The 13,198-nt window shown below is 63.2% G+C and carries 6 protein-coding genes; 1 reads left to right on the top strand and 5 read right to left on the bottom strand.

The window, feature by feature from the left end:
- Positions 1 to 53: 53 nt before the first annotated feature.
- A complete protein-coding gene (locus ACFOM8_RS18515; protein WP_377763689.1) occupies positions 54 to 974 on the bottom strand; it encodes a hypothetical protein in 921 nt (306 codons plus the stop codon).
- 311 nt (positions 975 to 1,285) lie between these two features.
- Positions 1,286 to 4,891, bottom strand: a complete 3,606-nt coding sequence (locus ACFOM8_RS18510; protein ID WP_377763687.1) for a DEAD/DEAH box helicase — start codon at positions 4,889 to 4,891, stop codon at positions 1,286 to 1,288.
- A 1,048-nt stretch (positions 4,892 to 5,939) separates the two neighbouring features.
- Here ACFOM8_RS18510 and ACFOM8_RS18505 point away from each other — a divergent pair.
- The gene (locus ACFOM8_RS18505) at positions 5,940 to 11,039 is read left to right on the top strand and encodes a RecQ family ATP-dependent DNA helicase (RefSeq protein ID WP_377763685.1); all 5,100 of its coding nucleotides are present in this window, start codon (positions 5,940 to 5,942) and stop codon (positions 11,037 to 11,039) included.
- Between the two features lie 84 nt (positions 11,040 to 11,123).
- Here ACFOM8_RS18505 and ACFOM8_RS18500 read toward each other — a convergent pair whose 3' ends face one another.
- From ACFOM8_RS18500 to ACFOM8_RS18490, 3 genes are all read right to left on the bottom strand, one after another.
- Positions 11,124 to 11,432 carry a hypothetical protein gene (locus ACFOM8_RS18500; protein ID WP_377763683.1) on the bottom strand — a complete coding sequence of 103 codons (309 nt, stop codon included), beginning with the start codon at positions 11,430 to 11,432 and terminating at the stop codon, positions 11,124 to 11,126.
- Positions 11,433 to 11,609: 177 nt separating this feature from the next.
- Entirely contained in the window at positions 11,610 to 11,957 is a 348-nt protein-coding gene (locus tag ACFOM8_RS18495; protein ID WP_377763682.1) for a hypothetical protein, read from the bottom strand.
- 88 nt (positions 11,958 to 12,045) lie between these two features.
- A complete protein-coding gene (locus ACFOM8_RS18490) occupies positions 12,046 to 13,092 on the bottom strand; it encodes a GSU2403 family nucleotidyltransferase fold protein (RefSeq protein ID WP_207465276.1) in 1,047 nt (348 codons plus the stop codon).
- Positions 13,093 to 13,198: the final 106 nt, after the last annotated feature.

Raw genomic sequence — 13,198 nt, 5'->3', positions numbered from 1 at the left:
ATGACCCAAAAACCATAATCAAAGGTGGGTCAGTTCTCGATGGAAAACCTGGGTCACTTCTGGGTGGAAATTAACACTTCGGCGCTATAGAACGATAGGCGCGAACGCTCGAAGAGACGGCGTGGCGCGGCAGTGCTCGCAAAATCAGCCTCGCCGTTAACTACTTCGCCGGTCATCTCAGAGATAACGTCGAAAAGACGTCGAACGTAGAGGCGTTCCTTTTCCGCCACCTGCGATGGCGGATCAGCGGGCTTGGGACGCTCGATTAACGGGGCCCCGAAGACGAGAGGGTGATAGCGTGTCTGCCCGTGCTCGGCGATCAGTTCCAACGGCTGCTTAACTCGCACGAACGAGTAGTCCAGCTGTTCCACAAAGTCACGGAACACTCCATCCAGCGCGATCGTCTTCTTTGACGTGATCTTCTTCGCGCATTGCTCGTCCCAATTCTTAATGAGGTGAGCCTTCAGCTTGGCCGGCTCGTCGATCAGATCTTGCAAGTCGCCGGTGACACCTTTGTGGGTGACAAACCAGTATTCCGAAGGGAGGGAGTAGTCGCCGTTATGTGCGTAGAACAGGACCTTAGCGATCTCCCCGGCCGCGATGCCGGGGCCTATCGGGGATGCGTAGCGCTTCGCTTGGTAAAGCTTCCAGTGACGCTCTGGTGTCCCGGGAGCACCGAACCAGACGACAATATCGCGGCCCTTGTCTCCAGCTCCGCCACGCTGCTGCACATTGTCGACGCCGGGCACCACCTGCTTCAGATAGCCTTCGGCCCATTCGAGGATGAAGCGTTCGAACTCGACGGCGCTGAAGAGGCCCAGCCGGTCGAGGGGATTGACCGGCAGGCCCTGACCTAGGCCGAGAAGGCGCGCGTTGGCGCCAGGCCAACTTGTCGGAGCGTCGATGGGGGCGGCGTGTTGGACAGTCGCAAACGCACCGTCGTTGGGCGTGGAGGGATAGTTGCCCACCTGCATCCTACTGCGCCTCCCCCCATCACTCAGGCCAAAAACTATGTCGCATCTCGACCATTTCTTTGCAAATGCTCAAAAGCCAATGTGATAGTCAAGGCGCTCACCAAGGTTGGCGGAAGGTAGTGGTGCATCAAGCCTAGCGGTGCGGCGGTCTCCATTGTCGGGCATAACATTGCGTTCACTTTGCCGCTGCCAGCGGCACTGGAACCTACCTCCGGCGAGAGATCAACTGGCAGATAGAGCGCGGCATCTGCACGCGCTACGAACGGCAGGTATGGGCCGAACACAACAGACCTGGACCCCGCTTCTCTAGGTCATGCCGATTGCGTCAATTCTTGCTGCAGAACCTGCAGGCTGGTTCCCGCTCCCGCCCATGCGGCCGCAGAACCCACCACATAGAGGTTCTGCTTGGCGCGGGAAACCGCGACATTGATGATGTTAGGCGGGCTCGCCGCCCACTGCCGGGCTCGGTGCTGGCTGGCTTTCGGCGCTCCCAGCAGCAGGATGACCGTGTCCGCCTCACGGCCCTGAAACGTGTGGATGGTGCCAACACGATCTCGGCTCCATGTGTCTGCCTCAACGCCGAACGCCCGCAGCAGGTCGGCTTCCCGGTCCAGACGCCTGCGCATTTCCTGCTCGACGATCTTGAAGGGCGTGATGATGAACAGGTCCGGGTTGGTCACGTCCGACGCGGCCAGTTGCCAAAGCATCCGCACGACGGCCTCGCCTTCGCCGGGACACCATTTTGTCTCGGCATCGCTGTTGATGTCGATCCAGCGCGAGGGTCCCAAGACCAACCCGATGGGACCGGGAGACTTGGGTGTAACCGCATGGACCATCTGGCCGGCGTAGGCGATGGTGTTCGAGACATCGAACATTGGGTTTTGACAGCGCCGGTGAACGAGGAGGGGCAAGCCGACCTCCCGATTACCGATGTCTGTCGCAAACGTAGACCTGAAGCGCGACGCTCGATCCGCACATGTCTGCGTCGATGCCGAGGGCGCCGACCACTCCGCCTGGTCGATGTCGAAGAACTTGCAGATCTCGGCGTTCAGCTTTTCGGGAAGCGAAACCACCGGCGGGATCTGCAGTGGATCACCCACCACAACGGTCCGCCTGGCCCGCATGATCGCTCCGACCGCGGCTTGCGGCACGGCCTGTCCCGCTTCATCGACCAGCAGCCAACCGATGCTTTCGGGAGGCAGATCTCCGAACATGGTCCGCACCGAGGCGAATGTCGTGGAGACGACCGGCACCACCATGAAGAGGCTCGCCCAGAGATCAGGGAGCAGGTCGCGGTGCGCGGACGATTGCAAGGCGCCAGCCGTCATGGCCGACATCAGCAGACCCAGGTTGTGCTGCAGGCGATTGGCCGTCGCGTCAATAAAGGCCTTATGCACCGCCAGGGCAGCTGCGAACAAATCCTCGCGCATGCGATGGACATCATCCGGAAGCCAAGGCGCCGTCAGATGGATGACCTCATGCTCCCGGTCGAAAAAGACCTCGTCGATGACCCTGTCGCCCACGCGGTCCCGCGCCGCCGCTGCCGCAGCGTTCAGTTGCATAACCGCTTGCTGCTTGGCGGATATGTCATGGTCCACCTGTCGCAAACGGGCTTGGGCGCTGTCCCACTCGGACGTGGCCTGTGCCATGGCATCATCCGCGACCCTTGCCTGCCGGGCCGCCCGCTGTAAGGCATCCGTGAGGGATTGCCGGGCCAAACACCATGCTTTCCAGGATGTAAGGCCAAACAGCCGGGCCAGGAATCCCGGCCGGCCCGCCAGATGCCCATCGAGCAATGTCTTGTCTCGGGCCGCCTGCGCCGTTGCCGCCTGCTGTTCCTGGCGGCGCAGTTCGGCAGCCTGGCGTGCGCGGATCACGGCGCCATCGAGTTCCGGGCGGCGTTGTTCAAGGTTCCAAAGGTCGAGGATCGCATCCTTGAGCGCGCGGATGTCCCGCCGCATTCCGTCGATGCCGGCGATTTCGGCATCCACCAGCTTCTTGAGCTTGAGAAAGCCGGCCCTGGCCTTGCGCCAGGCGGAAGCGGCATCCGCCTCGTTGGTGCTTGGACGCTCATGGATGACCACGCTGGGCATCACGCGATCAAGGATCTCGCCGGTCCTCTCGTCCTTGATCTCGCGCAGGACGTCCATGCCACGGGCGGCCTTCAGGTAGGTCAGAAAGCCCCCGTCCTCGTTCCACCAGAAGCCCTGCTGGAACGCGCTGCGATTGCGGCCATTGCCAAGCGCGGCGGCGATCAGGCCCCAGGTCTCGACGGGCTCTGTGGCGTCATCCCCTTCCGCTTCGACATAACCGGCACGCCTGGGGTTCGCGATCAGGTCGCTGATGGACCGGAAATAGGCCATCTGCTCATGACGGCCATTGGCGTCCTTGAGCGGAAGCTCCCTGCTGACGTTCTCGACCGCCTTGTTGTTCGAGGAAGCGACGACGATCTCGTGGCCCTTCAACGACGCATCAAGCCGATAGAAGTGCAGAAAGGCGTTGGAACCGAATGCCAGCTTCTGGCCGGTCGTCGCAAACGCGTCCTGCGGTTTGTTGAAGCGGACCATCGCGGCCGCACGATCCAGAACGCAACCCGCGACGATATCCCGGAGCAACGTGGTCTTTCCCGTCCCGGGTGGTCCATTGACACCCACAATGCCCGGACTGGTCCCCAGGTCCCCGCGAGCAGCGTTCACCGCCGCCTGTTGCAGCAAGACCAAGGGATGGCCGCCCGGGGAAGGCCAGCGCGCCGGGGGCGTGCGCGCGGGTGCCACGAACGGCTCAATGGCCGAGGGGGGTGACAGCACATCGAGCTTCTCACCGGGTCTTTCCACTCCCAGGTAGCGCCGCAAGCCAGCCCCGGCCTTTCCTGTGCTGATCAGGTCCGAGGCCTTGCCGATATCCTCGAGATAGAATGAATTTAGCAGCGAGGGTTCTGGCGGCGTCTTCGCTTTGAAGTGATGGAAGACCTTGAAGGCGAATGTGGGCGGCTCGACCAGATGCGCCGGTATGCCAAACTGCGAAACGAGCCAGTGATGCGCCCTGTGAACGATCTCCAGATCGAGAGGGATTGGCTTCCCATCGTTGTCATGGCGGCGGACCATCCGGTCGAGGCGCTCGATGATGCGACCTTCGACCTTCGGCCAAGCCCCAAGACCTCCCAGTTGGAGGTCCAAGGCGGGTCTCAGCGCCCAAGCGAAGCTGGACACCGCAAGGCCCTTCTCCTCGAGAAGAAAACCCTTGCTGTCGATCAGGATGGAACCGATGGCGGCCCGCCTGCCATCGGGACGCGACCGTTCCTCGTCCTCGCCGAAAACCTTGACCAACTCGTCAGTGGCCTCGTCCAAGGCAATAGCGCCAAGGACGACCTCGAAATACAGCCGGTGATTGGGCTTGCTGCGGGCATGCGGGCCCCATGGGACGCCCCGCTCCAGCAGAGTGACCCGGGACCGGTCGCCGGACGCCATGTCCTCGGGGAGCTTGTAGCTTTGGGGCGACAGCGCCTCGAGGGCGGTCCAGGCCGCCAGGATTGCCTGCGCATCGTTCGGCTTCCCGGAAGGCGTGAAGGCGTGAAGCGGACCCAGATCGAGAGGCTCGTCGCCCGGCTGCTGCCGCCCGTGGGCGGCGTCGGCAGCCTTGGGGCGCAGGGGCACAACCTTGGCCTGTCCTTCGGCTGGCGTGACCGTGGATGATGGTGTCGGCGCTGGATGGGAGGGATGGGTCGACACGCCAGAGACCGCCATGGGCACGACCCTTTGACGGGCAAGTTCGGCCACGGCCTTCTCGATCCTCCCTGCCAGAGACCGCGCCCTGGCTGTGTTTCGGAAGGTCAGTTCGGCGGACAGGCGGCCAAGTTCACCGGCATCGTTCTGCGACCGCTCGAAAATCGCCTCCAGGTCGAAGATCGATTTGTTCACATAGGGCCGTCTTGCCATGGTTGTTCGCTCAGTGTCTCGGACCGGGAGATTTTAATCGGTCTTTAATTGTCTAACAGTGGTTTGAATATGAATGGCGGCAATAAGTAGGGCGCCGCTCAGGGTGTCAAGGCCGACTGCGCAGTGGCAGCACCGCATGCAAGCAAGGTGGTTTGGCGCACCAGCGAATGAAGCTTCCATTGAAACCTTCCATCCTCCCGTGGCGCATGGCCATGTGGAGCACCAGAGCCTGAGCGTCATTAAAGAAACGTTCCGACTGCCCTCGAGCCTCATAGCTTCTGAATGACGGTGGGAACGGTGCAAGACTTGGGAGTGCAAAGGAACACGATAGCCATTCTGGCGTAAGGGCTCTATTTCATGTCTGCGGAAGCTGCGAGATCGGGTAACAGACGGCCCATAGTGCGACTTGAACGTGACGCAGAAAATGGCTCGACCGTTCTCAACGTGCCTCTTAGCAACAAACAATGTTGACAGACAGATCATATGAGGAATTTGTTGAAATTGCTGTTCTTCGTGATTGACAATTGGAATCAGAAGCATTATAACTCTCTTATGCCAAGCGCATCGAGATAAGCCTTGCGAAAGCCCGACTTACCTAGTGTCGCCTCTGGCTTGCCCCATGCATGTGGGGATGTTCCAAGTTCCGATCTTTGGATTGGACCGAGGATGTTTTCCGCCGAATAGGCGGCTTAGAATGATAAAGGGCCTATGCCTTCTGTTCTAGCTGCCACCGAATAGGTGGATTTGCCCCATGCATGTGGGGATGGACGGCCCAGCCCCTCGGGGCTTGTGGATTGAAATGGGAAGGCCGATCAATTCGGCATAGCCTCGGCTCGATGAGCCGGGGCTTTCTCTTTTGCCGACGGGCATATCGGAATGCTCCTGTTACGCATGCAAAGGATCGCCTATCCTCAGCAAAGGACCTGCTAGAGTTGCATTGTCTCACGCCTTAAATGAATATTGACGATCTTGTGTCGTCCTGGTGATGATCGTTCACCGCTCCGACCGACCTGCGGACCTTCATTTGACCATGCCCGACCTGCCCGGATCATTTCTGCACCGTTGCCTGTCGGTTGATCTGGAAGTCGATCCGAAAACCGCCCGAATCTTTGCTCTTGCCGCTGTCCGGCACGACACTTGGCCAGCCATCCTGACCCAGGGCCGGGACTCGGAACTCGCTCTGGATCGGCTGGAGACGGCGTTGGCCGATGTCGGTCACCTCCTCGGTCACAACATCCTTCGCCACGATCTGCCGCATCTGGTGGCGGCCCGGCCACGGCTCGCGAGGCTTACCCGGTCCCCGATAGACACCCTGTGGCTCAATCCGCTAGCCTTCCCGCGCAACCCCTATCACCACCTGGTCAAGCACTACCACGACGGGCGACTGCAGGCGGGCCATGTCAACGACCCGGAACTGGATGCGAGGCTTGTCTTCCAGGTTCTCGACAATCAGCTCGCTGCCCTCAAGCGGCTGAACGGCGAGGAGCCGGACGCGGTCGCAGCCTATCACTACCTGACCACCCGGATGGAGAACGCGGCCGGCTTCGATGCCGTGTTCCGCCACGTCAGGGGTGCCGATGCTCCAACCCATGCGGCAGCTTGTGAGGCGATCCTCCGGCTTCTGACGAACCGCGCCTGCGGTCAGCGGATCGCAGAGGTGCTTGAGCGGATCGCCAGTCCCCAGCTCGGGTGGCCTGCGGCCTATGCGCTGTCCTGGATCCTGGTCGCAGGTGGAGACTCCGTGATGCCGCCTTGGGTGCGGGCGCAGTTCCGCGACGCCGCGCTTATCGTCCGGCAGCTGCGCGATACCGCTTGCGAGGATCAGGCCTGCGGCTGGTGCCGGGAAAAGAACGATCCGGTCCGCGCTCTGTCGCAGTGGTTCGGCTTCGGGGCCTTCCGACTACAGCCGGTCGACGAGGCAGGCCGCCCGCTCCAGGAGCGGATCGTCGACGAGGCGATGCAGGGCGCCAGCATCCTCGGCATCCTGCCGACAGGAACGGGCAAGTCCGTCTGCTACCAGATCCCCGCGCTTTCGAAGTTCGAGAAGACCGGGGCGCTGACGGTGGTGATCTCGCCCCTGGTGGCGCTGATGGCCGATCAAGTCCAGGGGATGGAGCGGGCCGGCATCTCGGCGGCGGTCACCGTGAACGGCATGCTGTCGATGCCAGAGCGGCAGGACGCGCTCGACAAGGTGCGGATGGGCGAGGCGGCCATGCTGCTGATCTCGCCCGAACAGTTGCGCAGCACGTCGGTCCGCTCGGTGCTGGCGCAGCGGGAGATCGGCCTCTGGGTTCTGGACGAGGCGCATTGCGTCTCGAAATGGGGCCACGATTTCCGCCCCGATTACCGCTATGTCGGCCGCTTCATCAAGGAAAGTGCCGGGGACGCACCGCCTCCGCCGGTCCTGTGCCTGACCGCCACCGCCAAGCCCGAGGTCGTGCGTGACATCCGCGACCACTTCCAGTCTCGCCTTGGGGTCGAGCTTCTGCTCCTCGATGGCGGTGCCGTGCGCACCAACCTGAGCTTCGAGGTGCGCCCCACGCAGAAGGGCACCAAGCTTGCCGACATCCTAGACGTGATCGAGGCGAAGCTGCCGCGGGAGGGCGCCTCGGGTGCTGTCGTCTATTGCGCCACGCGGGGCGAGACAGAGCGGGTGGCAGGCTTTCTCAAGCAGCAGGGGCTCTCGGCGGAGCACTTCCACGCGGGTCTGCCGCCGGACGAGAAGCGCGACATCCAGGAGCGCTTCCGGGTGGGCGAACTGCGGATCATCGCTGCCACAAACGCCTTCGGGATGGGGATCGACAAGCCCGACATCCGGCTGGTGGTGCATGGCGACATCCCCGGCTCGCTCGAGAACTATCTCCAGGAAGCCGGGCGCGCGGGCCGGGACCGCGATCACGCCAACTGCGTGCTGCTGTTCGCCGCCGAGGATGTGGAGCGGCAGTTCTCGCTTTCCGCGCGATCCCGCCTGGCACGGCACGAGATCGGCGCCATCCTGAAGGCTTTGCGCCGCCTGGACGAGCGGACGCGCAAGACCGGCAAGGTGGTGGCCACGTCCGCCGAGATCGTGCGGGCCGAGCGCGAGCAGGAGTTCGAGCGCGATGGCGCCACGGACGACACCCGGGTCAAGACGGCCGTATCCTGGCTCGAAGAGGCCGCGCTCCTGTCGCGCGAGGAAAACAGGGTGCAGGTGTTTCCGTCCTCGCTGCGGGTCCGCACGCTGGCCGAGGCGGAGGCCATCCTGGTCAAGGCGGAGGTGACCGGGACACGGCGCAAGCAGCTTCTGGATATCGTGCGCCACCTGATGAACGCGCCCAGGGACATGGGTATTTCGACCGACGAGCTGAGCGGAGTGAGCGGCCTCACGGGTGGGGCGCTGAACAAGGCCCTGGCCGATCTGGAAGCGATGGGCATCGCGCGCAACGACGTGGCGGTGACGGTGTTTGTCCATTCCGGGGTCGAGGGGCAGTCGCGGCAACGCTTCGAGTTGGCCTCCGCCCTCGAGCGCGACCTGATCACGGTGCTGCGCGAGGCGGCCCCGGATGCCGAAGGGGCAGGAGGCATCCCCCTGAACCTGCCGGTCGCCTGCCAGACCCTTCGCGACGGGGGCCATACCAGTGTCCGCCCGGACATCGTCGAAAAGCTGGTGCGGGGCATGGGCCGCGACGGGCGAGACCAGGACGGCGGACGCGGGAGCCTGCGGGTCCGCAAGGTGTCGCGCGACACACTGCTGGTGACGCTGCAACGCTCCTGGCAGGTGCTCGACCAGACGGCCCTGATCCGCAGGCAGGCGGCCGAGCTGTTGCTGTCCCATCTCCTGGGCAAGGTGCCGAAGGGCGTCCGGGGCAAGGACCTTCAGGTCGAAACGACCTTGGGCGATCTTCTTTCCATGCTGACCTCCGATGCGCTGCTGCGGTCCAGTGGCGTCAAGGACATGACGAAGCTCATGGAACGCAGCCTTCTCTGGCTTCACGAACAGGAGGTGGTGAGCCTCGGCAAGGGGCTGACCGTCTTCCGGCCCGCCATGACGGTTCATCTGAATGCCGCGGGCGGCGCCTTCACGCAGAAGGACTTCCTCCCCCTGGAGGAGCATTACGGCGAGCAGACCGTCCAGACCCATGTCATGGCCGCCTATGCCGAAACCGGGCTTGTCGCGATGGAGCAGGCCTCGCGCTTGTCGGAGGACTACTTCGTCCTGGACCGCGACGCTTTCCTGAGCCGCTGGATGCCCGGCAAGGCCGCGGAGATCCGCCGCCAGACCACAGGCACGTCCTGGAAGACCATTGTCGAGGCCCTGGACAACCCCGTGCAGCAGAAGATCGTCGCCGATGACCGGGAGCAGACCAGCGTTCTGGTGCTCGCGGGACCCGGCTCGGGCAAGACGCGCGTGCTGGTCCATCGCATCGCCTATCTGATCCGCGTCCGGCGCGAGGACCCACGCGGCATTCTGGTGCTGACCTATAACCGCCACGCCGCCGCCGAGGTCCGGGCGCGCCTGCGCCACCTGATCGGTGACGATGCGAGCCAGGTGACGATCTCGACCTGCCATGCGCTCGCCATGCGACTGGTCGGCGCCAGCTTCGCCGGGGCTGCGACAGAGGCCTATGACTTCGACGGCATCATCAGGGAGGCCGTGCGCCTTCTGAACGGCGAGGGATTGAGCAAGGCGGAGGCGGAGGCGCAGCGCGAAACGCTGATCCAGGGCTACCGCTGGATCCTGGTGGACGAATACCAGGATATCGGACCCGAGGAATACGCCCTGATCGCCGCCGTGGCCGGCCGGTCTCTAGAAGATCCCGACCTGCGGCTCAGCTTGTTCGCGGTCGGCGATGACGACCAGAACATCTATGCCTTCGCGGGCGCCTCCATCCGCTTCATCCGGCAATTCGAGACGGACTACCGGGCGCGGCCTGAGTTCCTGGTCGAGAACTACCGCTCCACCCGCCACATCATCGAGGCGGCGAATGCCGTCATTGCCCCGGCCAGGGACCGGATGAAGGCCGAACACGCCATCAGCGTGGATCGGAGGCGCCGGAAGGATCCGCCCGGCGGCGAGATGGCCAGGCTCGATCCTGTCGCGCACGGCCGCGTGCAGGTGCTGGATTGTCCGGGAGGCGATGTCGCGCAGGCGATCGCGGCGGTGGATGAACTCGTGCGCCTGTCACGCCTGGACCCGGACTGGAGTTGGTCACGCGCGGCGATCATCTCGCGCGACTGGCGGCGGCTTGCCCCGGTGCGCGCCTATGCCGAAGCTCTGGGGCTGCCGGTGGAGATGGCCAACGAGAGCCCGCCCAGCGTCTGGCGCCTGCGCGAAATGCAGGGCTTCATCGAGGTCCTGCGGCGCGATCCCGCGCGTCTTCTCGGCATCCGCGATCTGGTCGAGGCCGTGAACACGCTGCCGGCCAACCGCTGGACCGACCTGATCGCCGAGGGGATTGCCGCGCTGGCCCGCGAACTCGCCGACAAGACCATGCCGGTTCCCGATCTCATCGAGTGGTTTGCCGAATGGGCGCGTGACACCCGCAGCGAACAGCGGGGTCTGCTGCTTCTGACGGCGCACCGCGCCAAGGGGCTGCAGTTCGACGATGTGGTGATCCTGAACGGTGGCTGGGAGGCTCCATCCCGAGGGGAGGATGCCGATGCGCCCCGGCGCCTGTTCTACGTCGCCATGACACGGGCGCGGCGCAGCCTCTGCATCATGGCGAGCGGCGCGCATCCATTCCTGCTGCAGGGCGGAGAGCCTCTGCTCTGGCGGAAGGCTCCGCCGCAATCTGGTGATGTGGTGGTGGCGACCCTGCAGTATCAGATGCCCAGCTTGAAGGCCGTGGATCTGTCCTGGGCAGGGCGTCTGCCTGCGGATCATCCCTCGCTGCGGGCGATCGCGGAAGCCCAGGTCGGCGATCCCGTGCGGGTGGTGAACGAGGGAGGAGCCTGGCTGATCCACGATGCCCGGGGACGTGCTCTGGGGCGTATGGCACGGACATGGTCCCCGCCAGCGGGTCTGAAGTTCTTGCGGGGAGAGGTCGGCGCCGTGGTGCGGTGGCGGAAAACTGATAACAAGGAGGAGTTCCGCGCCCATCTGCGCCGGGAGGTCTGGGAGGCTGTGTGCCCCGAACTGGTGTATGGGTGATGGCGGGGAGACACGTTGCCTCAGCGATGGTCATCCTGGCTGCGGGAGACGAAGACGCAAACATGAAGGATGCCTTGCCACCGTTCAGGCCCGGTATACAAGGAGCGCCAGCCAAGGTGTTTCGCACTCTACCTTCGGATGCCACATTCGAATTGGCTCCGCAATTTCTTCGATACTTAGGCTGTCGACGGTAATCTCGCCTCGCGGAGATGCGATTTCCTCAAAGCGTGATTTCTTGCTCATCTCCCCGGAAAAAATAATCAACTTTCCGTCCTTTTCGTATTTCGAAACTTGCTTGAAGAAATCCGCCCAAAGGGGGCGTTTTTGCCCGGCTTCTTTAAAAGTTTTCATTAGAAAACAGGTCGGGCGATCATTTTCCGCTCTGTGTTCCATAGGACAGGCAATTGGATCCTTGCTCGAGGAGAGCGGCGCTCCGTCGTTGGGGCAGGGCAAGGGGAGGTCCGGCTTGCCGTCGACCCGGAAGAGCAAAGTGCCAGACGACGGTTCCGTCGGCCGGGCTATCACCTCACATAGTTGCCTTCTCCAAGAACCAAACGTTCTCCAGTCGGCTCATGACGGGGCTTCAAGCAGGCCAAGCCGCGCTTGCGCGGTCTCTTTCCGAACACACGCTTTCACCGACCGAGCCATGCCATCCCGGAAGGCCAATGCCGTCCATGGTTCAAGCGCTCCGGCGATCAATGATTTTTGCGCAGAAACGAACCCGACCGTGAAGATCACCCTGCTCTCGGCAGACGAGGCCATTCGCCGCCCGAAACAGTTCTGCAACATGACCTGCAATGAGATGACAACCTCCTCCTGCTTCGACGAGGTGACCACGGTGGAGGTGTGGGTCAAAAATCTGACGAAACGGAAACAATGGAAAGACAATCTGGGTGCGCCGTGGTGCGGAAAAAACATGTCGGACTTGTTGGACTGCCAGCCCCCAGACCGGTCGCCAGGGTCATCCCGCCCGCCCCCCCCTTGATCCCCATAGGTGAGCGGAGACTTACCAGCCTGGGGTCATGCCTCCTGCCTTTCCCGCCCCGCCATGCCGTGCCATCAGATCGGCGACGGCTTTCGGAAGGGCGCTGTGCCGTTTTGGGTCGAACTGTTCCTGCGGCAGGCGATGCGCAAGCAAATTGAGGACGGCCTCGGCCTGGATCTTGTCGCGCCGGGCCTTGCCGGGGTCGCGGTCCTCGCGTTCTGACATCCACAGCTTATGGGCTGCCCAGATAGCGGGGGCCGGCGTTGTCATGCGCACCGGGTAGCCGCGGTCGTCGATGGCCACGGCAGCAAAGGATGGCGCCGAGACAAGCCATTCGAGACCGACAATGGGCGCGGGTATGGCATCGCCTTCAATCCGGCTTGTCTGACCGGGCATTCGGCGGTGGGCGGGCCGGGCTTCCGGCCGGATGAACTCCACCATGAAGCCGTCCTTGTTGGTCAGCCGATAATCACCTTTCTGCCGCTGCTCGAACGATTGATCGACCGACTTCGCCAAGGCCTCGAACCCCTTGCGGTTTCCATCGATCGCGATCCTCAATGGGGCGCGATCGTCGACAAGCACGTCGAGATCCCCCGTCGCGACCATCTCGCCTTGGAAGGTCACGGATGCCGCCGCCTCGTAGGCGTAAAGGGCATGCGTTCCCACGATCCGAAACCGCGCGGTGGCATCACTGTCATTGAGCCGCCGGATCAGGCGCGCGGCCAGGCCTGGAACCCGTTGATGGTTGAGGGCCCGCATCACGGCCGCAAGCTGGTCGATCCTTTGGGCCAGGCTGGCCAGCCTGCCTTCCGCCTCGGCCTTGCGGCGCGTGAAGGCTGCGAGGATCGCATCCGTTTCGTTCGAACGCGGGCCGAGACTGCGGGTGGAGCGCACCCCGTTGCGTGATGTGCGGCGATAAAGATACTGACGGCCGGATCGATCCTCATAGCCCATGGTGCCGCTCAGGTCGGACAAGGCTTCGGCCCGGACGCGCTGCCATTCGTCGAAGGCGGTGATCAGGTCGACCCGATCACGGATTATCCGGCTATCCAAGTCATTGTGGAGCATGGCTTTGGTGTTTCCAGTATGGTTTTATTGGAAGATAGCACCAAAGGAAGCTGTTTCAATACATTACTCTAACCTTATCGACATAGCGTCTCTCAAACGGAGGGGG

The sequence above is a fragment of the Paracoccus angustae genome (assembly GCF_042648745.1).
In the GTDB taxonomy this organism is placed as follows: Bacteria; Pseudomonadota; Alphaproteobacteria; order Rhodobacterales; family Rhodobacteraceae; genus Paracoccus; species Paracoccus angustae.
This window is presented reverse-complemented; position numbering and strand designations above follow the sequence as displayed.